This window comes from Pseudomonas sp. NFACC08-1, from assembly GCF_900106735.1.
GTDB classification, from domain to species: domain Bacteria; phylum Pseudomonadota; class Gammaproteobacteria; order Pseudomonadales; family Pseudomonadaceae; genus Aquipseudomonas; species Aquipseudomonas fluorescens_Q.
The window spans coordinates 33,508-53,276 of record NZ_FNNL01000002.1; the positions used below are offsets into that span (position 1 = coordinate 33,508).

Below are 19,769 nucleotides of genomic sequence, written 5' to 3' on the forward strand. Positions count from 1 at the left end.
TCACACAGTATGGAGAATGGCCGCCACGATGATGGTGTTAACCATCGCTATGAAATTGTAACGGTTGAATTCCTCGAGCCCGGTCTATGTTTTCTGCCATTCGAATGGCGGCATCGAGCTCGCTTATTCCATGTTCCTGCATGAGCTTGAACCTCGCTGCTTTCTCCTCAGGTTCGGTCATGGCCATCGCTAGATACAGGCTAGGTGGCACGGCCCGAAAGAGCGCCTCCATCGACTTGGAGAGCACGACGCCTTCGCAGTATTTTCCAGCCTCTTTGCGGGCTGACATCATCATCGATTTTTGGGCAGGGCTGAGCTCGCGGAAGCGCGCGATCTTCTCGACTTCGTCAGGTGGCATGCTCAGGCAAATCCACCACTCGATCATGTTCAGCATTGGCTCTGCGGCTTTGGGTAAGTCGTCAAGATTTTGTGTGGCCAGCCAGAACCAGGCACCCAGTTTTCGCCACATCTTGGTGATCTTTACGACGTAGGGCGAGAGCAGGGGATTCTTGGTGATGATGTGTCCTTCGTCCGTGACGTTGATAATGGGCCGTCCCTGGAATTGGTCCCGTTCAGCGATGTTGTTCACTGTGTTGAGCAACGAAAGGTAAGCAATTGAGAGTTGAGCGTTGTAACCCTCACGAGCGAAGGTGGCCAGGTCGACAATGGTGATGTCCGCCTCTGGCCAAGGAGTACCGGGGCGGTTGAATAATTCGCCATCCAGCCCCTGACAGAACAGATCCATGGCCTCAGCCATCTCGAGTAGTCGTGTTCGCCGCGACTCAGGCAAGCCATTGTCTCGGCCACGTTCACGCAATGCATCGCGCACGTCCTGAGTCAGCACGGATCGATGCTCATCGGCGCAACGTTGTGCCGCGTCGAGAATGCTCTGACGAATCAGACTACGGTCTGCCCGGGTCAGACGAGCCTCTTCTTTGTCTTCGCCCCCGGTGATCATCAGACGCGCCGTGATCTCCAATTCTCCAAGGACGTCTCGCTGCTCATCGCCCTCCTGAGGAGCGACTGTCGCCTCTAGCCGCTCAGCATCCAATGTTTCGATTTCCTCAGGCGTTTCAATCAAACGGCGAGCGTCTGCAAACGGCGCCAGGCTCACGCCGGCCCCGGGCGAGAGCTTCACATGATGCACCGTCAGGCCCAGGCGCTTGGCGAACTCAGCAAACAGCCCAAAGGAGTTGCCGGCCTCTACGATGAACAACCGTGGTCGATAAATGGCAGTGATCTGGTTGAGAATATTGTTGAGCGTCGCTGACTTGCCGGAACCGGTAGGCCCAAACAAAAACAGATGGGCATTCATTTGCCGATCAAGGCGGTTCAGCGGATCGAAGGAGAGGGTACCGCCGCCGCGATTGAAGAATGTGATGCCTGGGTGCCCCGTCCCTTGGCTGCGGCCCCACACTGGGGCCAGGTTCGCCGCGTGCTGTGCGAACATCAGTTGGCTGTACCACTGCCGTTTGTCCTTGGCCGGGTCGAAGACACACGGCAGCCAACGTAGGTAGCTATTGAGGGGGGCTACTTCGTCGTCCTCTCGTACTGGCTGCAATCCGGCATTGAGCATCACATTGGCCAACTGCAAGCCGCGGGCATCCAGTTCCGCAATGTCTTTGCCACGTAGGAAAAACGCGAGGGATCCGCGATACAGTTTGTGAGCGCTTCCGATAATTGATCGAGCCTGCTGGACATCTTGGCGGGTTTGCTCCGAGGCCAGTGTGTCACCCACGGATTTCTTGCTGAGGTGGTTGAGGTGAGCTTCCAGTACATCCTGAGGTGTGGCCACCAGGGTCAGACACATCATGGTGTCTTCTGGCATCTGGTCGAAGTAACTGTTGATGGCGTCACCCTTGCGCGTTTCACCCGTCAAATGGCCTGTGTGGGGTACTGAGCGCATACGGTCCATCAACATGACCCGATGCGGCATGCCGTTGAAGAACCAGGTGCCGTGGGCTGCATCAGAGTGAGGTTGACTGAAGAACAGACGTTGAGAGAAGTCCGTGCCGCTGGCCAATTCGACTTCCCCAGGATCTGTTTCCTCAGGGTAGGCGGTTAACTGATAGAACCTGTCCCGATCACTTGCAGCACCCCCCAAAAGCGTGGGACTGGGGTTGAACCAGCGCAGTAGCCAGTCGTAAATATCCTTTGCCTCAAGGCGTTGCGTCTTGAGTCCGGCACTGCTCAAGCCGGCCGTCAGCCTATCGCAAACATTGCTCAAGGCTTGTTCTGCGGAGTGCCCCTTTCTGGATGTCGCGACGGAGGCCCGTCGGTAAACAACCATTCGTACCCGCCGATTCTGTCCCTTCCAGCGCAGACGAGTGAGCGTGGTGTCCTCAAAGAGTCCCCCAGGCTTGGCTATCGCCTTGAGGTGGTGGGCAAAGAACCGTAAATAGAAATCACTGAAGGCGCTGTCTCGTGCCCGTGGTCGAAGATACTGACCCAGCGTATTCAGGTAAGCGTCCCAGTTGGTTTCGTCCTGGGCGTAGAGCTGCACTACCCATGGGTTGCTATCCAGTTCGTCGAAGCAGTCCTGCAACACGTTTTCAAGTGTATCCCTGGCCTGCAACAGCCAAGCAGTTTCCCGGCCTTCGGTACCCAGTGGCATCAGCTCGAAGAAGGCCGCAACTGAAACGCCATCCTCCAGCAGCATGCACTTGGATTGGGGCAGGAATTCAACCCATGGCAGCCGCTCTACAAAGGACGGCGCCACGTCGTAAAACCGGGTGTCGTCTGCTTCAGTCACGGGTTTGTTGTGCCAGCCACCGGGCCCAGCGATACCTCGCTTAGCGAGTTTCGCAATGTGCCGGCTCCAGGCATCCTGTTCCGTAGGCTCCGACGTTGGCTCATGACATTTGCGCGGAGAGAAAAACCAGGCCATCAGTAGTCCTCCAGACGTTCACCAGGCAGGGCGTATTGCACACGTTGGTGCAGTGGAAAAACGGTGCTGTACCCAGGCACCGGTACGGCTTCTGTTCCAGCCCGGTGAGGAAAGACGTACATCACCAGGTCCGGATTGGGTAACCGATGGAACTGACGCTGGATTTCGTTTTGTGCGGTCCGTGTATAGGGAGCCGAAAAGGAGGGCACCAAAGGTTCTGTCAGTGGACGTCTCAAGGCCTGCCGCGCCTCGAGCAATCGTTGACTCGATTGCCCATTACGCGAGCCGGTTGTTTGCCGATTCCAGACTTCTAGCATGGTGCTGCCGTCATGGCTGAGCAGGTCCTGAGTATTGGTTGCGCATCCAGTCAGCGCGATGACGGCCAACGCAGCCGCCATTGCTTTAATCCAGGTCCGTGGTGTCATGGCGACCTCCGAGGGTGTGATCGACTTTGCGTCCTTGAGGTTCGTAGTCGAGAGTAAGTGGTTGTTCGATATGGACGGCGATCTGTGCGCCAGGCTCCACGTACACGGCGGCGAAGGCTTGTCCGTAGAGTTTGTTGACCCATTGCGAGATGTCCTGCACGCCGCTGGCCAGTAATCGGTTCATGGCTTCACCGCCGGAGATGCCTACGGTCCCCATCGCACCGCCGCCATTGCCGGCATAGAGCGTCGTGCTGTCTGACTTGATTAAAGAGGCTGCGCCAACCCCGGCGGCGGTGATCAAGGCCTGTGAGCCCAGATACTGCTGAGCGTTGCTTCGCCGTTTGCCCGGTACACACGGAATGCCATGTTGATCACTGATCCAGCCGAGGCCTTCTTGCCCATGACTTGAGTCGCTCCTGGACTGCCCTGCAGACTCCTCACGACTGTCACCCGGTAGGGTTCGGATGGTGCCGTCCTGGAATACGAAGGTGATGGAGCGGATCTGACCTCTGACACAAGACAGTGTCCAATCACCCGACGCGGTACCACTGACGACCGCACCTGCGATCTCAGGGAGATCAATGCCATTGGCCGTCAGGTTGTCGGCCCCAATCAGTACCTTGAACGGGTAGGGGTCATTAACGGTGCCGTCGATGGGGATTCTTCCAATGAGCGCTGTCATTGCCACGGACCCCATCAGCGTGGCATTGGATGGAACGGTATAGGTGGGCCTCACCTTCCGGCCACCAAGGTCTCCGATAGCACGTGTGGCGAAATTGTTTTCTATATCGCCCAGAGGATTCTGTGCAGGACCGAAACGTGTCGGGAAGCTGAAACCCGGTTCGTTGGAAGTGTTCGCAGATTCTTTTGGTATTGCATCATCGGGCTCAATCCAGCGCGTACCGTTCTTGAATGCCGCGCCGTCTCCATCCTGCAAGCCCAGTCCCAGCGGCAAGTCCGCCGGATTATCCGGCCGCTGCAAGGTGCTCAGCTGCCGTTGAAGATCTTGTAGAAGCCATTGAGTCTCAACGTTGCCGTCATCGGCGGTGTTTTTTTCCTCCTGGATTCGTTGTCGTTCATTCTCCAGAGCGAGTTGAATGCGTTGCTCGATGACATCTGCGAAGTGGTCCAACGATTCGGGTGCACCCGTGCGAAGCTCGTTTTCGCTTATGGTTCTTTTCAGCTCCGCCCGAAGCTGCCTGACCTGAGCGACCAGTGTGGCCACCGTATCGCTTGGCGTGTCGCCCTCCAGCCCCAGTGCCTTCATTTCTTCGGCGGTGAGCTGGCTTTCTAATTCTGGCGGTTCGGCTGGGGAGGGCTTATTGGAGAACACTTTCACAAGGATCAGCACGACAAGCAGTACCATCGGAACCATTAACCATTTGAGCAGCCCGTTACTTTTCATTTGGCCTCTCCTTCGGCGGTGCTCCACGTGCTTGAGACAGATTCACGGCGGCATCGATCGGGCTAATCGTGGGAATCAACGCAGCCGCAATGTCATGCCCACGAGTGGTGAGGTACAGCACCGTGGTGTCTGAGGATGTGCCCCTAGGGCCAAGGAACTGATGTTGGAAGGTGGCCGTCGCGAAATCACCCAAAAGGTATCGAGGATCCAGATCAACCTGAGCTTGGGTTTGATTGCTGAGCCGGATAGCCGTAACCCAGTAATCATCCAACCGCCACGCAGCGAGCGTTTTGGTACTGATTGATAGGCTGGGCATCAATAGGTCGAGCGCGAGATCGGCCGGCAGGTTAACGGGTCTGATGCCGGGTAGAGGTTCTACAGTTCTAAGCGGTGCGTATAGGTTTTGGGCTGCATACCGAGTCAGTACGACTGGTACCGGTGTTTGTTGTACAGGTTCATGGACAGAGGCTGTCGGTTCGGAATGACCATCTTTCGTGTGTGCTTGGTTTATGGGGGATTCGACGATCTTTATCGCTTCCAACGGCGCCTGACCCGCTTGAGCTACCTCAGCAGCGATATCCAGGAGAATCAGCTCACCCGTTGCCGCGTCTTGTAGCTGCAAACGTGTCGGCTCGATCGGTTCGTTGGCCCGCAGGTACACGGTTCCTCCAGCACTTTGGACTCGTAAGCGATCTCCCAGCCCGGCCGGCATACCGATCCGTACGTTACGTTCAACAAACAGCACGCGCTCTTGGCCAACAACCAGCGGAACTGTCAAAGGCAGTCGCTCCCAGCGCATTAGCTCCACTGCTTGGCATTTGAAGAGGGGAAGAATCAGCGTCAGCCCTAGCACAACGGACGTTGCGAATGGATTCATGGGGCATCTCCCAACGGACGGTCCAGGGTTCGTGTAGCCGGTGTCGAGGACGTGGGCAGTGTTATGCGTTGAGGCGTGCCTTCGTAGCAGTCCAGGGCCAGTCCGAAGGGGTTGAGCTCCGGGTCGATATCCATACGTACGACCTTGATGGGATAGCGAACGAGTGCGCGCTTAACCTGCTCGGTGCCGTGGTATTCATCGGCATTGATGTCCAAGGTAACCAGCCAGTCATTGTCTGAAACTACTTTGACTCGGGTTTCCGGGTCGTCCCCGTAGCCGCGTCCAGGAATTTCATACACCCCGCGCATACGCTTTCTGAGCTCACCTAATCGACGGCGCTGGTCATAGTCCTGTTGGAAGAACGATCGGCACGCGGGAGTCAGATAGGCCGCCAGTGATTGCAGGTTACGGCTGTAGTCGTCTTCACCGTCGTTGGGCCAGCGGTTGAGCTGCTGGAAGATGTAGAAGGTGAATGCATAGACAGATTCGGGAGGGATCTCCCACCACTTACGAGTGCTGCCAGAGCGCAGGTCGGGGGGAACATGGATGGTTAAATCTCGTGGGGCATTCCACCATCCGGCGCCTAACCCGACGACAACGAGAAATAACCCACCGGTGCAGAGCCTCAGCGTCCTGACATGAGATTGCAGGTGCAGGACCTCATTTTTAAACCGGCTCATGCGTCACCTCGACGCGTTACCCAGAAGCCGGAGTAGGTGATGAGTCCATGGCTACCCAATTGGCGGCTCACCTGAGGGTACTTTGTGGCGAGCCTCCATTGGAGATGTCGATAGAGCCAAGTCTCCGGTCGACCGCGCTTCTGTCGACGTAATAGCCCTCCGCCGAAGAAGAGTCCGGCTGCAATCGACAGTACGATCATGGTGGGGACCATGGCGATGCTGCTGGTCAGGCAGACTAGCGGTACGCCCAGAATCAGGCCAATTGCCGCTGATAATCCGGTGCAGATCCAGAGTTCATCTGCGGTCAATCCTCGAACGACAACAGGTTGTCGATTCAGGCGGTGGGGCAGGAAGGTAATGGTGGCCTTAGGCGCACTCTGTAGAGACTCCATGGTGCGTCGTCCTCACAAAATCCCGGTGGCTTTGGTCAGCAGCCAAATGCCGACCACCAGCATGACTGCACCCACCGCGATGCTCAGGCCGAACTGACCCCAGGTAGATCGTCCTGTATGAATTTCGGAGTAACGGGTGTAAGCGTGATAGCAGACACCGATGAACATGGACGCAACCACTAGTAGCGCCACGAGCATCACGATGTCGTAACCATAGTTTTGCATCGTATCCATGATGCCTTTGCCCGCACCGCGGGATGGGTCCTCCATCGTCGGTAACTTGCCTTTGGCCAAAGCCAAGGAGGGCAGTGCGCTGGTCAAAAGGGCTGGTACGACAGTGAATCTTTTGGAGCACGAGATATAAAAATTCATGGAGGATTCCATTGGCTTACGAAAGGAGGAGGTAGGTCAGGGCCAGGTACATCGCCATGAAGCGGATCACCACGCCGAGGAACTGGCGCTGGTTCAGCCGTTGCTCAGCCCAGCCGGAATAGGCGGTTCGTATAGCCCAGGTGCCCCAGAGCAACAGCACCGCAAAGACGGTTGAAGTCAGAACCAGGGCGGTGATTGAAGGTGAGAAACCACCGTTTGCTTGAAAAGCAGCGATTTGGGCGGTGCTCATTGATGAGGCACCGTTTCATCGAAATAACTGCCGTACAACGCCCCGGCGTCGCGAGGGGAGGCCCGCTTGGGAGACAGGTAGTCTTTGATTCCCGTACTGACACGATGGATATCCATGCGTAAACGGACATAGTCAAAGTGGTAGCGAGCGGTCTCGGGGGCTTTGATGAAATCATCGGCAGCGACGAGCCGCTCGATAGCCGTCAGCTCGCGAAGGACGGTGGCTAGGCGGGTATGTTCATCAACGATCTCATTGGCTGTTGCAGTGACTGCTCCCACGAGTGTGAAGAGCAGGCCGGTAGCCTTTGTGAGTGTTGGAGGTGAGGGAGTGATCATGGTTGAGCTCGTTCAGTCAGACGGCTCGATAGTGCTAGGGGGGACGTACTGATGCTGCGATCAATATGTCATGGGAGAACCCCCTATTGATCGCCGATATATCACTAGCAACGGTCAGAGATATTTCTTGAATCTACTGGCTGCTAGGGAAAGAGTGATTGCCAGAAAAATCGCACCAGGTAACAGAATCCAGGCAGCATTCAAGCTCACAGGCAGCGCCAGGTAAATGACCCAGGGCCATGTCAGCAACGGCATCACACAGGCCTTGGCTCGATGGTAGACGTAGCCTGACTCACGACCTGCACCGAAACGACGGATGTCACGTTGTACGAGTCCATCCACCAAGCCGATGAAGGCCGCCATAAACAACAGCGGCACTGAGAGAAACAGCACCATCAGCCGAACGACGAACACCAGGACGCAAAATGCCGCAGCGATCAGGTTGTTTTCCAAGTGTATGTACAGCAGCGCAATGTAGTAGTGAGGTTGGTGAAGCGCCTCAGCGTGGGCTCGGGTCGCGCTCTCCGATGTTTCTTTCAGAGACCTAATGATTCCGGTCTTGATCAGCACACCTTCATACACCAACTGGACAATTGCATTGGCGCTGCCACCTGGTTCTTGCACCAATGCGCTGCGTTTGAAGTCATTGGACAACTGGGCCAGCTCATATTCAAACATCTGTCTTGAATGTCGCCAGCCATCTTCAGGCCAGAAGGCATAAATACCGATACACTCGATCACGATGTTCAGCAACAGCGCCCCGAACAACACAGCGACAAACCGGAAAGGCAGTGTAATCAAACCGACCACAAATCCCTGTTGCTGCCGCTGCTGACGTTGCGCTGTCGATGACGGTTCGCTCATTCTTCGGTCTGCTCGGACGGTGCAGACTCTTCGAGTAGATCCTTTGGCAGTGGGGCATCTTGATAGAGCAAGGCTGCCAAATTCAACCAATCATCCGCCGCGACGTAACGTTTACGCATGTAGCTGGCCATCATTTGGAGGTCCCTGGGCATCACTTCATCGGGATCTGGTGCGGGGAGTGGCATGCGAATCTTCCAAAGCTGACCGCCTTCAATCAATCCGAAGGCTTGCCCTTTGGGCAGGGCGACCACATGGGCAGGCTCAATCATGGGTACTGAGGTGGCGGTGACTCGATCCTGAGTATTGGAAGTGAAGGCAGTGTTGCCATGCGGGTCTGAGCTGTCGGTAGCAGCGCTCATCACCGAGGCCGTATACACCTCCACCTTGGGCAACTGGTTGGTGAGTAACTCGGCTGTGGCCGTTTCACGAACGCGCAACATGAACAGATTATTGAAGTTGCCGATGACCTGGCCCGCCTTGGCCCGGTTTCCGATTCGTGCCTCGATATCACTGAGCGTCTGGGTGTAGGCCGTGACCTGAATCCCGGCACCACCACCTTTGTTAATCATCGGGATGAATTCGTCTCCCATCAGCTCGTTGAATTCATCGGCATGGAGGTTGATGGGGATTTTCTTATCTGCCACTGCTTTATCCAACCCAAAGTCCACCCCGAACTTGTAGATGTGACCGGCCACAGACACCAGGTCCGAAAACATGGAGTTACCCACGGCAGAGGCCACCTCGGCATCCGAAAGTGCATCGAGGCCAACGTAAACGACAGCACGTTTGCGCATGACTTCCATCCAGTCAAAGATCGGTCGCGAGTCATTCAGATTGGTGTAGTCGGGAGCCAATAGATGGGCGATCTCACCCGTGGTGAGTTTTTCCAGCAGAGGCAGTAGGGAGGCGACGATCTTGTCGAAATAGGTCCGGTCATAGCGCACGGCTGAACGCAGTCCGTCGAGCACAGGATCATACAGGCGTGCCTGCGCCAGGTATTGCTCAATCGCCACGACCCGTTTCTCACGACCCATCATGTGCCGCGGAGTGTTTTTTTCATTGATCCTGGCTTCCAGTTGCACGATGACGTCCCAAGCCTTGGGAGCTTTTTCGGCAAAGAAGTGAGCCGCATATTCGATGAATAGCGCGTCGATGTTGATCACGTGCCGCTGGATCAGCAAATAATCCGGACGTTGGCCCAGTTCAACCAGGGCACGAGCGATGATGTTGACGAAGCGCCAGGCAAACTCCCTGAAAGCAGCAGAGTTACCTTCACCGGATAGTTGTCCGGCAATTCGGGATGCCACCTCAGTGATACGTCCGAAACGGCCGATGGCGTTGTATCGGGCTGAGATTGTGGGTTGTCCTAGGTGAAAGACATAGAATTCGTCATCGCGACCTGCACGTTGGGTCTCAACGTACATGCGCTTGAGCAGCTCGGCATCACCCTTTGGATCGAAAACGATGCAGACCTCGCCGCGACGAATGTCCTGGCTGATGAATAGCTCGGCAAGTCGAGTTTTTCCAACTCGAGTGGTGCCTAGCACGAGCGTGTGACCGACCCTCTCACCCAAGGGGAGGGAGACATCCAATTCTTGAAGCTCTACAGCATGAAGCCGTGGCATACCCCCCACTGGCGGTAATGGCCTCATCGGGTTCAGTGGATGGTCCCAGCCAGTGAGACGGGGGAGCTGGCTCAACGGGTGAGGGGAGAATTCAAGTCTTGCTTCCAGCCGGCGCGCCCACTTGTACAGAATCGAGGGTTCTACATAACGTCGGAATTCCGGTCGGTAAGTCTGCATCAGTCGGTGGGTATGGCGTTGATCCCAACGAAATCCTTTTCCCACAAACAGGCGCTGATGACTGACTGGGATTTCACGGCTGGTCATCATATAGCGTGGCAATCGCCTCATCTGCCTGCGATAGCGCAAAACGGTGCATGCCTGGTTTAGGCGAATGACGCCTAGAACCGCGAAGGCGCAGGCCGCGGCTGCACCGATAGCAGGCGCTAGGGCTAATGACCACGGCGCTGTGATACATAGGATCGCCCCGGAGCTGCATGCAGCGACGCTATACAACTCCACCGCCGGTCGTAGCAGCGTTTCAATGCCATGGTTGTGCGTCATGGTTATTGCTCGATACTGCTGGCCGTGACTAAAACGGGGTAGTGTTGAAGTTGCAGTCGTTGGGCCAGATCATCGGCGGAGACGGGAGACAGGGTGAGACCTGGCGCTAACTGACGAAGTTGAATGAGTGATGCGTTGGACTCCACATTGACGACCAACCCGGCGGCCTTGAGCTTGGTCAGTTGGGGTAGTCGCTGCCTAAGCCAAGATCGTGAAAGCGCGTCGTCTCCGATCAGGAAGAATGCCGGTAAACCAGAGGCATTCAGGGGCCTGCGTTTAACGGTTCCGGGGGACAAGGTCTTGGAGTGAATCGGCAGTAGGTCGTCTTCGCGAAAGCGGTCCTCTGCGTATTGAGGCATCGATTTGTCCGCCATGCATGGAGTGCAATGGAGTGCTAAAAGAATGCATATCCACCCAATGGTATTTTTCATGGTTGCAGTCTCCTTTTTGAAGCCAATTGGTCCAGGTGTTTGCGGATGCGATCTCGGTAGCGTGTAGCCAACGGTCCGCCTGCCGGACGGTGATAACGACCAGCAGCTAGGAGCCAATCTTCGCCCTGGCGGTGATGGTTACGCAGGATGGTGGCGGCAACCTCCAGATTCCGATGAGGTTGCAGCAACTCACAAGGGTGCCGATAGAAATGGCGTTGGTGACCCAGGTTGATCTGGACCAGACCTGCGTCTATTTGCGAGGGAGGGTGGTGCTTGAGGGCTCGTTGAAGCGTGTCGCAGGCATCAGATTCTCTGGAAAAATAACGGGAGTCCCCCGCGATGTTGAGCGTCCAGGGCCATGGCATTCGTTGGCCTCGCAGCGTGACGCCGCTTTCCTGTAGCGCCACTGCAAACAACAGTTCCGCAGGCACTCCCATTCGCCGCGCAGTTGAACCGTAGGCTGGGGGAGGTTCCAGAGCGGTCACGGCCCCTTCAGCAAAACCCATCCCAAAAAGACTGGCGAGGCTCAGGAGGCGAAGCAGTGGACTGCAAGTACTCACTGTCGCACCCACCTGCCATTGACCTCCTGCATCACAGCCGGCAGTTCTCCGGCATCACCGATCGATACCCAACGTCCTTTGTCATGGTTGATTGAAATGGTTCCGTCTCGAACCTTGATGGGTCTGATCCCGACTTTATGAGCCCACTGACGAATGCCGTTGTCGTCATGTTGGCTATCAATGATGTAAAGATCGAACGCTGTCCCTGAGGCTTGTAGTTGCCTGACCCGATGCTCGCATTCAGCACAGTCAAGGCGCACGAAAACAGATTTTCTTCCGGCGGTCTTGATCAGTAGTGGACTGTGCAACGGAGGAGGGTTGATCAGTACCATCCCCGGAAATCGGTTTTTCCATGCTTGATCATAGGCACGTTGATAGGAGAGTAACTTCTCGACACGTACAGCTTCGGCTTCAACCTGAAGCTGGGCATAGTGCTGCCGTTCAGCATCAGTTCGGGCCTCGATCCCCAAAGCGCTCAATGGGTCCAGGTGAGGGGAGTACGTACCCAGTGGGCCGCGCATCAGTGCAGTGAAACGGTCGAATTCTTCTCGCTCCAACCCCCATTGTTGAGCCAATAACGCGCTTTCAAGAGAAACCGCCGTATCGGTTTGTGGCTTGGACTTGAGCCCAGCGAGGGTACTCGGAGTGAAGTGTTGTGCCTGAACCCCACAACATAGCGACAGGGCCAGCAAGGGCAGTAAATGCAAGTGGAACATAGCCACTCCTATCGAACGTTCAATTTGTGCGTGATGCCGTCGACAGAAAACACTGCCGTCTGCTCGTCGAGGTGCTCAAGCCTCCAGCCGAGATAGGTATCGCCGATCCTCAAAAGTTGGCTTTGATCCAGCGCTTGGACACCTACTGGTGCGACAGACAGAAACTGCACTGCGCCTCGTAGCTCCAGACCCAAGATCTGGAAGCTAGGCTCAGCGCCTTTCTTCGGTTTTTGAATAGAGGGCTTGGCTTGTTTGGGAGTGGGAGTGGGAGTGGGAGTGGGAGTTTGCGTGATTGATTTCTGACTGGATTCGAGCCGCTCCAATCGTTGCAGCAATGGTTGCAAATCCTGCTGCGCCGTATGTGTTGCTAAGGTGTTCTCCAGGTCTACCAGGCGCTTGTTCAGATCAACCTGCAGATCCTCCAGGTCGTTACGATTGGGTACGTGTCTCGCTGTCTGTTGCACTTGCAGGACAGCTTGCTCTAGCCCTAACACCGTACTTTCAAGATGCTCCAGGCGATTAACGTCAGGATGGTCGCTCAGACCCTGGGCCAGCTTCGACAACGACACCTGATGAGAGGCGAGCACGCAGCTCATCAGCGTGAATACAAGCGCAGGCGTCCAGCGTTTAAGGCGACTGTGCAAACGAGGCCCAGGCAGGGTGGCGTATATCATTGTGCGACCTCCAGATTGACTGCCGCTTGTGCTGTAGGGCTGGGTTTGGCAGCCCCGGCAACAGGGATGAAGCAGACCAGGCGAAGCTGATCATCGGTTTGCAGCGCCCAGGCTGGCCCCGCAAGCGTCTGTAACGCGTCGCGAAGTTGAACAGGGCCGAGCTTCAGGTGAGGTGCAGGGAGGGGGAGGGCAAACAGTGCCGCGTTTTCTGGTGTGCGATCACATAGTCGATACCCCGAGCGCAAAAGGACATAGCGCAGCGCATCAGCAACTGAGATGGACCAATTGCCGGGAAGATCGATATCGATCGCTTGAAGCAGAAGGTTTTGTTGTGCAACGTGCGGCGCCAGTTCCACCAGGGTGTATCGACCATATCGTTGAACGGGGATGTAGTGCTCGGAAGAGGGCTGGGGCAGACTCGGCACCGCCTGTTCTAGGGATGTTCGTTCCGTAGACAGGCACGCAGTCAGGGTTAGGTGGCTCAACAGCATGAAGGGCAGCAGACGCATCTGTATCGTGGGCATATTAGGAGTTCCTGGATGGGATATGCGAACGATCTCAAGCAGGTGACTCTGTAGCAGCCATCAATAGGTAATGACCCGTTACCTGTTTCAAGGCCATCAAAGAAAACGGCCTCCGAGGAGGCCGTTGCGAGGATTAACTGAAGTGCTAGAGAGGTCTGGCCGCAGGCCTCAATATTCCTCAGGTAGAAGAATGGTGGTCACGGTACGATCAGCTTCGGTGATAACCCACAATCTCAAGCCAGGTTCAACATCGTAGGCAGACATCAGACGATAACCCGATTGCAGCGCATCTTCATTGAGCTGACGATCTTCATCACAGATATCGCCCCAGTCGCCCAAGATGTGACGGCCGAAGTAATGGAACGGATCTAATCGTTTCGTTTTCATCAGTGCATCAACGCCCGGGGTCATAACCAAAGCGCCGTGCTCGGACCAGGGTTTGGCCGAATCTCCAAATTTGATAACAATCATGGTCTGCTTCCTATTCAAAAAGTGGGGCCATGACACCGCCCTCGGGCGTCATGGCTTACGAGGGAGGGTGGGAGCTTCAAACGTCGACGTTGAATGACGACGTTGAGGAAAAACCAAGACCCGTAGCCGGATCTGAGATCAGAATGCAAAGTCCTCTTCGGGTGATGGAGGGGCTGCATTCACTGGTTGAGTTGTAGCTTCGGATTTCAGGCCGTCTTGATTCGAAGGTTCGCGCTTATGCACCAAAACACCGTCGATCTTGATCCAGTTCAACAAGAGCAATCGGGCCTTGAAGCTCACACCCAACTGTCCCTGGTTAATGCCTTTGGAGTAAGTGAACGTGTCCACCCAGGGGTCTCCCAGACGAAAACCAACCAGGACCTTACGGTCCAACTCAACGGCTCTGGCACAGCGCCGAACCAGTACCTGAGCATCTTCGCCTGTGACACGAACGTCGAAACGCCGATACTCAGCGCAGTCCGTCGGACCATTGAGCGCTGCGATGTCGCAAGCTAGGAATGATTCACCTTTCTTGAGCTTCACTTCACGAATGCGATTGAGGTAACCCAGTCCAGTGATGTGAAGGTCAAAATAGGTCGTTTCATCAAACGTAGGATTCATGACATGCCTCCAGGCTAGGAATAACGATGGAGGCGCCTCTCCCGAAGGGGCAGTCGCCCCCAATGGGTGATTGGTTTGAAAAGTGGGGAAAACTGCCAGGCCCCAGTGAATAAAGAGGCTGATTACCAGCCGTGGTAATGAAGGATCAGCGAAGCAATAATGCCTCGCTGTAGAGGGTCTAAAAGGCCCAGGTCAGCCAAGCCTTTAACCCCTGCCTGCTTGAGCAACTCACAACCTTTTTGGGTGTCGTGGAAGCTCACCATTGCAGCTATTAATATCCGTTCCTGATTGCTCAGGACTTCGAAGTTTTTATCGATCAATCGCATGATGGGACGCAGATCCCATCGGCAATTGGCCTTGTTGAAGCCAGCTTTAGAACCGTCACCAAAATAGGTGAAACCGGCTAAGGCAACGCCTTTTTTCCAAGCGGCGAAGAAAGCGGCTGCTGTATTGCCGACATCAGCAAGTTGTGCGGCTGGCTTAGGCTGGGACAGGGACGACAGTTGAGTAGCGGGAGCGTTTTTCATCGCTAATGACTCCTTGGATCTGATTTAAATGAAAGGTGTGGGTAACCCTCACGGCGAAAGACAGGCATCAACGCCTTCGAAGGCGCACGTCCACGGAAACGATGCCGGGCGGACTGGGCGGGGCCGGCGTGAAACATTTCACGACGCAGCTTTGAAGACCCTAGCTGCCTGGGCATGCGCTGATCAGTGATCAGACTTGCGTGGTCAAGAATGGTTTTTCTTAGCCGGCCTGTCAGTGATCAATACCTCGCTGAAAGACTCCGGATTTCTAAGCACGTCGAGCAAACGTTTACCGAGCCAAGTCAGGCAGGGGACGGCCATTGAGTTGCCTATGACCTTGTAACGGGGGCCGTCAGCAGCCATCAGCATCCAGCCATTGTCGGTGACTTCCCACATGTCCAGAGGCCGACGGTGGCTGATGCGCCTTATGGCGTAATGACGCCTGGGAATGCGTGTGTAGTTATCGGGTAGTCCCTGCAAGCGCTCACACTCAATGGGAAGCAGGCGCCTGGCCGTAGGACGCGCGTGGCAGCTGTTGCATGCGATAACGTTTTGGTGCAGCAGATGGGGAATTGAGGTATCACAGACGGGGCCGTGTGCTGTGCCACACACCACAATCGCAACGTCGTGATTGCAGGTCAGTGTAGGGCAGCATTCCAACGCCGCCTCAGCCCCGCCTTGGCCGTTGGCCATGCCATAAGCGTTGCTGAACGCGACGGCGCGTAAGGGGGCACTTAAGGTTGCAAGGCCTGCGCCAGCAGGGGTGGCAGCCTGCGTTTGTAGCGTGCGGTGCGGCGCAGTATCCCGGCGCGGGCCTTGGCGCTCAAAAAGTACCGCGGCGGGATCGAATCCCACACGAGCACTTGCGACAAGGAACACACGACGGCGTCGTTGGGCCAGGCCGAAATATTGGGCATCCAGGACGCGCCACGCGACTGTTCTTTGGGGACCAAACACAACACCTGAGTGCGACCAAGTCTTCCTTGGGGGGACGAGTTCATGTTCTTCGCCAGCCAGTGCTGCGAGAAAACATCCGAAGGCGTTACCCCTATCGTTGAGCACGCCGAGAACGTTTTCCCAGACGATGATGGCTTCAGGTTCCTTTCGTTGTATTCGGACTTGATCGATTGCATTGGCAAGCTCCACAAATGTAAGAGTCAGAGCACCTCGAGCATCTGCGAGGCCCGCGCGAAAACCCGCCACACTGAATGCCTGGCACGGCGTGCCGCCAATCAGAATGGCAGGAGCAGCAATGGTTCTGTCGAGTGCCCGGCGAGCCAGTCGCTTCATGTCACCGAGATTAGGTACGGCTGGGTAATGATGGGCCAGCACCGCACAAGGGAACGGTGCTATTTCGGAAAACCAAGCCGGGGTGAGACCTAAAGGCTTCCAGGCGACGGTCACCGCTTCAATCCCGCTGCAAACACTGGCGTATTGCAGTGGCGGAGAGGTTTGAATCATGGGGGTATGTCCTTTGCAGGCGCGCCTTTCTGTGCCCGAGCGGTGTCGGACACGGCGCAAAGTGGGAGAAAGGACAAAGGCGCCGAAGGCGTGACCTTCGGCTTGAACAGAGAGGCCACCCGTGGGGCTGTTCCGGGCTTGGCGGTCGTCAGGCCAGGCGCCTTCACAAGCATCGCACCCGACCCGTTTCGTGGCGTGGGTCGGTATCATCAGGCACACATCCGCGTACAAAAGGAGCTCGTTGTTTGACCGGCGGGGTCCGGTACCGACTATGTCCACCCTAAAGGGTCTCCTGATCGCCCCGGGGAAGGCGATCAGGGGACCCTTCAGCACGGCACTGTCCTACTGAACCATCATGCTGCAGGCACAGCTCAGACGATGTGTTCCTCCGTGCCACCGGCTATTGCTCGGCTTGGCGCGCTCGCTGTTTCAGAAGGAGAAGCGAGCTTGGGCAAGGTCGTTCAAGCGTTTCCAGGTTTTGAACGACGCGGCTTTCGGTGGCGTGGGGGCACCCTCCCTTGCGAGGCGATGGGTAAAGCCCCCCGACATTCTGGATACCGAGTACAGGACCAAAACCTGTTGTGCTTGCCGTCACGTTGACGCATCGGCGCCCCACACAAAGGGCAACTCGGGCCGCCAGGGCTATGGAGCGCCAAGGTCGTCGTACGGTAATGCTCGACCAACTGGCTGATCCAGGCGGTTTGTTTTGCTAGGAAATCCTCCAGCGTCAGTTGGCCGGCCTCGATCATGTCGAACGCCTGCTCCCAGATGGCGGTGGTGGCCGGGTCCGCTATGGCGGGAGGTACCGAATCGATCAAGGTGAAGGCTGCCTCAGAAGCCCGTACAGATCGCCCTTTGATGTACAGATACCCTCGGCTCAGCAAACCGCTGATGATATTGGCCCGTGTGGCTTCTGTACCGATGCCTGTCGTCTCCTTGAGAACCTGCTTCAGCCTTGGGTCTGTCACCAGTTTGGCCACGCCTTTCATGGCCTTGATCAGCTCTCCCTGGGTATAAGCTTTGGGGGGCTGAGTCTTGAGGGACTTTAGCTCCACGTCCACCACGTTGCAGCAAACACCCGAATGCAGGTCTGGTAGCGCTTGGCTGCGTGGCGACGCTTCGTCGTCGTTGGGGGGGCATTCGCTACCCAATACTTGGTGCCAACCTGATTCCACGACGTGTTTGCCATGGGCTTTCAATGCATGGTTGCCACAGGTGAGCTTCACGGCGGTGCGGTCGTACTCATGAGGGGGCAGAAACTGCGCCAGATAACGGGCACGAATCAACTCATAGACCGCGCATTCGCGTTCGCTTAAGGCCAACCGATCAAACGGTTCCAGTGTCGGGATAATGCCGTGATGCGCGCTGACATGGCTATCGTTCCAAGCCCGGGAGCGCAACGTGGGATCGACGGATTGCACCAAAGGGCCCACGCCAGGATCGCTCTTTATCAGTGCAGCGAAGACCGCTTCTGCCTCGTGCAACATGCTTTCGGGAAGGTAGCCTGAGTCTGTGCGCGGATAGGTCGTCGCTTTGTGGGTCTCATAAAGCGATTGAGCAATGTCCAATGTTTCCTGCACGCCGTAGCCCAAGCGTCTTGAGCAAACTTCTTGCAAGGTGCTCAAGTCGAAGGGGAGCGGCGGAGCCTCTCGAGTTCGTTGCGTCTCAACCTCCAATACCTGTGCAATCCCTGTCGCTCTGAGGCTCTGCTGCGACTGCAAAGCGATGGCTTGCCTGATGCAGCGGCCAGCTTCGTCAGTGGCACTGTCGGGTACCACCCACTGCGCTGTAAACGCTTGCCCCAGTACTTCAAGCTTCACCTGGATAACCCAGTAAGGCGTTGGTACAAATCGTTCGATCTCGCGATCCCGATCAACCACTAAGCGTAAGGTCGGCGTTTGCACACGTCCCACCGACAACACTCCGTTGAGCCCTGCCTGTCGGCCCAGGAGGGTAAACAGTCGGCTCATGTTCATGCCGATCAGCCAATCCGCTCGTGAGCGGGCAAGGGCAGAATGGTAGAGGGACTGAGTTTCTTCTGCCTGTCGTAGCTGACTCAGGGCTTTGCGGATGGAGGCTTCGTTAAGTGCTGACAGCCACAGTCGCTGGATAGAACCGCGGTACTGACACAGCTCAAGCACCTCGCGAGCAATCATCTCGCCTTCGCGATCCGCATCAGTGGCGATCACCAATTCAGATGTTTGGGCCAGTAGCTGTTTGACGATTTTGTACTGAGCCGCCGTGTTCGCTTTGACGTGGACACGCCACGAGCTCGGAATGATGGGCAGATGGTCCAGCGACCACTGTTTGAAGCGTTCATCATAAGCTTCAGGTGGTGCCGCTTCGACCAAGTGTCCGATGCACCAGGTCACACTGATACCCACGCCTTTGAAGCAGCCGCTGCCACGTTGTCGGGCGCCAAGTACCCTGGCAATGTCTTTGCCCTGGGAAGGTTTTTCACACAGAAAGAGTCGCATGTCATGCCCAGCAAAGCAGTTGAGAGGGCAGGAAGATGCATGAGAGGAGACGGTGCGCGCGACTCTCAAACCGATTCTGCATCAGAGCGTATTGATGATCAGTCGGCAGAGGCAACCATGAGCCAGGCTTGGGAGCAGGGGGGCTTTGCACCAGCGAATTCGTCATGTGCCGCTGGCTGGAACAGGATGGACGTCAGTGGACACTCACAACGCAGTAGGGCTTGAGAGCGTTTTGGGGCAATAGAGCGACTGACGACTGGGCCAGCCGCTCTCCCGCTTCTTAGGATCAATGCGGGTGGTCGTCACCATCAGTAGCGGCGGCAGATGATTTACCACCCAGTGTGACCCGTTCGACCCGGTAGGGCAGGATGCCCACACGCCGCGCTTCGATTTTGAACGTCACTCGTGCGTTCTCATCCGCATCGGCCCATTCCTCCTTGACCGAGCGTCCTTCGACCATCACCCGCATGCCTTTTTGATACAGCGTGCTCCAGTGCTCTGCTTCACGGTGCCAGATTTCAACCGGCGCCCAGAAGCCGCCTCGATCTTCATAGCCGTCTTTGACAGGGACAGGGTTGTCGAAATAAACGTTGAGCCTCAGCAGACGCCTGGGCTCGTCATTGCGGTTGTTGAATTCCCGAAATTCGGGCGCCGATCCGATATTACCTTCACCGAAAAAATGAGTGCTCATGAG

At 56.2% G+C, this 19,769-nt stretch carries 22 protein-coding genes; all 22 read right to left on the reverse strand.

The features are described 5' to 3' along the window. Nucleotides 1–37 precede the first annotated feature (37 nt). Entirely contained in the window at nucleotides 38–2,887 is a 2,850-nt protein-coding gene (locus tag BLU76_RS03970; RefSeq protein WP_092148133.1) for a conjugative transfer ATPase, read from the reverse strand. Then, nucleotides 2,887–3,312 (reverse strand): TIGR03751 family conjugal transfer lipoprotein, encoded by a 426-nt coding sequence (locus BLU76_RS03975; RefSeq protein WP_092148130.1) that lies wholly within the window; start codon nucleotides 3,310–3,312, stop codon nucleotides 2,887–2,889. The genes BLU76_RS03970 and BLU76_RS03975 overlap by 1 nt, the downstream gene beginning before the upstream one ends. Beyond that, entirely contained in the window at nucleotides 3,290–4,717 is a 1,428-nt protein-coding gene (locus tag BLU76_RS03980; RefSeq protein ID WP_092148127.1) for a TIGR03752 family integrating conjugative element protein, read from the reverse strand. The genes BLU76_RS03975 and BLU76_RS03980 overlap by 23 nt, the downstream gene beginning before the upstream one ends. Continuing rightward, the gene (locus BLU76_RS03985; RefSeq protein ID WP_092148124.1) at nucleotides 4,707–5,594 is read right to left on the reverse strand and encodes a TIGR03749 family integrating conjugative element protein; all 888 of its coding nucleotides are present in this window, start codon (nucleotides 5,592–5,594) and stop codon (nucleotides 4,707–4,709) included. Before BLU76_RS03985 ends, BLU76_RS03980 begins: the two co-directional genes overlap by 11 nt. Beyond that, entirely contained in the window at nucleotides 5,591–6,274 is a 684-nt protein-coding gene (locus tag BLU76_RS03990; RefSeq protein WP_092148121.1) for a PFL_4703 family integrating conjugative element protein, read from the reverse strand. The genes BLU76_RS03985 and BLU76_RS03990 overlap by 4 nt, the downstream gene beginning before the upstream one ends. Next, nucleotides 6,271–6,666, reverse strand: a complete 396-nt coding sequence (locus BLU76_RS03995) for a TIGR03750 family conjugal transfer protein (RefSeq protein WP_092148118.1) — start codon at nucleotides 6,664–6,666, stop codon at nucleotides 6,271–6,273. Before BLU76_RS03995 ends, BLU76_RS03990 begins: the two co-directional genes overlap by 4 nt. Before the next feature lie 12 nt (nucleotides 6,667–6,678). Beyond that, entirely contained in the window at nucleotides 6,679–7,038 is a 360-nt protein-coding gene (locus BLU76_RS04000) for a TIGR03745 family integrating conjugative element membrane protein (protein ID WP_170867271.1), read from the reverse strand. 16 nt (nucleotides 7,039–7,054) lie between these two features. Beyond that, nucleotides 7,055–7,288 carry a TIGR03758 family integrating conjugative element protein gene (locus tag BLU76_RS04005; RefSeq protein ID WP_063321928.1) on the reverse strand — a complete coding sequence of 78 codons (234 nt, stop codon included), beginning with the start codon at nucleotides 7,286–7,288 and terminating at the stop codon, nucleotides 7,055–7,057. After that, nucleotides 7,285–7,623, reverse strand: a complete 339-nt coding sequence (locus BLU76_RS04010) for an integrative conjugative element protein, RAQPRD family (protein WP_092148112.1) — start codon at nucleotides 7,621–7,623, stop codon at nucleotides 7,285–7,287. Before BLU76_RS04010 ends, BLU76_RS04005 begins: the two co-directional genes overlap by 4 nt. Before the next feature lie 114 nt (nucleotides 7,624–7,737). Continuing rightward, on the reverse strand, nucleotides 7,738–8,487 hold the full coding sequence (locus BLU76_RS04015; protein ID WP_092148109.1) for a TIGR03747 family integrating conjugative element membrane protein: 750 nt from the start codon (nucleotides 8,485–8,487) through the stop codon (nucleotides 7,738–7,740). Then, a complete protein-coding gene (gene traD, locus BLU76_RS04020; protein WP_092148106.1) occupies nucleotides 8,484–10,613 on the reverse strand; it encodes a type IV conjugative transfer system coupling protein TraD in 2,130 nt (709 codons plus the stop codon). The genes BLU76_RS04015 and traD overlap by 4 nt, the downstream gene beginning before the upstream one ends. 2 nt (nucleotides 10,614–10,615) lie before the next feature. Next, nucleotides 10,616–10,987 (reverse strand): integrating conjugative element protein, encoded by a 372-nt coding sequence (locus BLU76_RS04025; protein ID WP_256326576.1) that lies wholly within the window; start codon nucleotides 10,985–10,987, stop codon nucleotides 10,616–10,618. Nucleotides 10,988–11,040: 53 nt separating this feature from the next. Beyond that, nucleotides 11,041–11,550 (reverse strand): transglycosylase SLT domain-containing protein, encoded by a 510-nt coding sequence (locus BLU76_RS04030; protein WP_092148203.1) that lies wholly within the window; start codon nucleotides 11,548–11,550, stop codon nucleotides 11,041–11,043. Nucleotides 11,551–11,600: 50 nt separating this feature from the next. Further along, nucleotides 11,601–12,311: a TIGR03759 family integrating conjugative element protein gene (locus tag BLU76_RS04035; protein ID WP_371856972.1), complete on the reverse strand. Its 711-nt coding sequence runs from the start codon at nucleotides 12,309–12,311 to the stop codon at nucleotides 11,601–11,603. 17 nt (nucleotides 12,312–12,328) lie between these two features. Further along, on the reverse strand, nucleotides 12,329–12,994 hold the full coding sequence (locus tag BLU76_RS04040) for a hypothetical protein (RefSeq protein ID WP_092221595.1): 666 nt from the start codon (nucleotides 12,992–12,994) through the stop codon (nucleotides 12,329–12,331). Next, nucleotides 12,991–13,518 (reverse strand): PFGI-1 class ICE element type IV pilus protein PilL2, encoded by a 528-nt coding sequence (locus tag BLU76_RS04045; RefSeq protein WP_092148095.1) that lies wholly within the window; start codon nucleotides 13,516–13,518, stop codon nucleotides 12,991–12,993. The genes BLU76_RS04040 and BLU76_RS04045 overlap by 4 nt, the downstream gene beginning before the upstream one ends. 168 nt (nucleotides 13,519–13,686) lie before the next feature. Next, on the reverse strand, nucleotides 13,687–13,989 hold the full coding sequence (locus tag BLU76_RS04050) for a hypothetical protein (RefSeq protein ID WP_092148092.1): 303 nt from the start codon (nucleotides 13,987–13,989) through the stop codon (nucleotides 13,687–13,689). Between the two features lie 138 nt (nucleotides 13,990–14,127). Next, on the reverse strand, nucleotides 14,128–14,610 hold the full coding sequence (locus BLU76_RS04055; RefSeq protein WP_092148089.1) for an STY4534 family ICE replication protein: 483 nt from the start codon (nucleotides 14,608–14,610) through the stop codon (nucleotides 14,128–14,130). Nucleotides 14,611–14,732: 122 nt separating this feature from the next. Then, nucleotides 14,733–15,137 (reverse strand): hypothetical protein, encoded by a 405-nt coding sequence (locus BLU76_RS04060; RefSeq protein ID WP_092148086.1) that lies wholly within the window; start codon nucleotides 15,135–15,137, stop codon nucleotides 14,733–14,735. Between the two features lie 204 nt (nucleotides 15,138–15,341). After that, on the reverse strand, nucleotides 15,342–16,598 hold the full coding sequence (locus BLU76_RS04065; protein ID WP_092148083.1) for a DNA cytosine methyltransferase: 1,257 nt from the start codon (nucleotides 16,596–16,598) through the stop codon (nucleotides 15,342–15,344). 461 nt (nucleotides 16,599–17,059) lie between these two features. After that, nucleotides 17,060–19,075 (reverse strand): DNA topoisomerase III, encoded by a 2,016-nt coding sequence (locus BLU76_RS04075; protein WP_092148077.1) that lies wholly within the window; start codon nucleotides 19,073–19,075, stop codon nucleotides 17,060–17,062. Between the two features lie 286 nt (nucleotides 19,076–19,361). Then, the gene (locus tag BLU76_RS04080; RefSeq protein WP_063321915.1) at nucleotides 19,362–19,766 is read right to left on the reverse strand and encodes a single-stranded DNA-binding protein; all 405 of its coding nucleotides are present in this window, start codon (nucleotides 19,764–19,766) and stop codon (nucleotides 19,362–19,364) included. Nucleotides 19,767–19,769 lie beyond the last annotated feature (3 nt).

What these genes read in the sequence shown, in the direction of transcription:
- BLU76_RS04015 (WP_092148109.1), bottom strand. Translation starts at nt 8,487, where the DNA reads ATGAGCGAACCGTCATCGACAGCGCAACGTCAGCAGCGGCAGCAACAG.
- BLU76_RS04075 (WP_092148077.1), bottom strand. Translation starts at nt 19,075, where the DNA reads ATGCGACTCTTTCTGTGTGAAAAACCTTCCCAGGGCAAAGACATTGCC.
- BLU76_RS04050 (WP_092148092.1), bottom strand. Translation starts at nt 13,989, where the DNA reads ATGATTGTTATCAAATTTGGAGATTCGGCCAAACCCTGGTCCGAGCAC.
- BLU76_RS04055 (WP_092148089.1), bottom strand. Translation starts at nt 14,610, where the DNA reads ATGAATCCTACGTTTGATGAAACGACCTATTTTGACCTTCACATCACT.
- BLU76_RS03975 (WP_092148130.1), bottom strand. Translation starts at nt 3,312, where the DNA reads ATGACACCACGGACCTGGATTAAAGCAATGGCGGCTGCGTTGGCCGTC.
- BLU76_RS03980 (WP_092148127.1), bottom strand. Translation starts at nt 4,717, where the DNA reads ATGAAAAGTAACGGGCTGCTCAAATGGTTAATGGTTCCGATGGTACTG.
- BLU76_RS04005 (WP_063321928.1), bottom strand. Translation starts at nt 7,288, where the DNA reads ATGAGCACCGCCCAAATCGCTGCTTTTCAAGCAAACGGTGGTTTCTCA.
- BLU76_RS04080 (WP_063321915.1), bottom strand. Translation starts at nt 19,766, where the DNA reads ATGAGCACTCATTTTTTCGGTGAAGGTAATATCGGATCGGCGCCCGAA.
- BLU76_RS04060 (WP_092148086.1), bottom strand. Translation starts at nt 15,137, where the DNA reads ATGAAAAACGCTCCCGCTACTCAACTGTCGTCCCTGTCCCAGCCTAAG.
- traD (WP_092148106.1), bottom strand. Translation starts at nt 10,613, where the DNA reads ATGACGCACAACCATGGCATTGAAACGCTGCTACGACCGGCGGTGGAG.
- BLU76_RS04040 (WP_092221595.1), bottom strand. Translation starts at nt 12,994, where the DNA reads ATGATATACGCCACCCTGCCTGGGCCTCGTTTGCACAGTCGCCTTAAA.
- BLU76_RS03995 (WP_092148118.1), bottom strand. Translation starts at nt 6,666, where the DNA reads ATGGAGTCTCTACAGAGTGCGCCTAAGGCCACCATTACCTTCCTGCCC.
- BLU76_RS04045 (WP_092148095.1), bottom strand. Translation starts at nt 13,518, where the DNA reads ATGCCCACGATACAGATGCGTCTGCTGCCCTTCATGCTGTTGAGCCAC.
- BLU76_RS04025 (WP_256326576.1), bottom strand. Translation starts at nt 10,987, where the DNA reads ATGGCGGACAAATCGATGCCTCAATACGCAGAGGACCGCTTTCGCGAA.
- BLU76_RS03990 (WP_092148121.1), bottom strand. Translation starts at nt 6,274, where the DNA reads ATGAGCCGGTTTAAAAATGAGGTCCTGCACCTGCAATCTCATGTCAGG.
- BLU76_RS03970 (WP_092148133.1), bottom strand. Translation starts at nt 2,887, where the DNA reads ATGGCCTGGTTTTTCTCTCCGCGCAAATGTCATGAGCCAACGTCGGAG.
- BLU76_RS04065 (WP_092148083.1), bottom strand. Translation starts at nt 16,598, where the DNA reads ATGATTCAAACCTCTCCGCCACTGCAATACGCCAGTGTTTGCAGCGGG.
- BLU76_RS04000 (WP_170867271.1), bottom strand. Translation starts at nt 7,038, where the DNA reads ATGAATTTTTATATCTCGTGCTCCAAAAGATTCACTGTCGTACCAGCC.
- BLU76_RS04010 (WP_092148112.1), bottom strand. Translation starts at nt 7,623, where the DNA reads ATGATCACTCCCTCACCTCCAACACTCACAAAGGCTACCGGCCTGCTC.
- BLU76_RS04030 (WP_092148203.1), bottom strand. Translation starts at nt 11,550, where the DNA reads ATGGGTTTTGCTGAAGGGGCCGTGACCGCTCTGGAACCTCCCCCAGCC.
- BLU76_RS03985 (WP_092148124.1), bottom strand. Translation starts at nt 5,594, where the DNA reads ATGAATCCATTCGCAACGTCCGTTGTGCTAGGGCTGACGCTGATTCTT.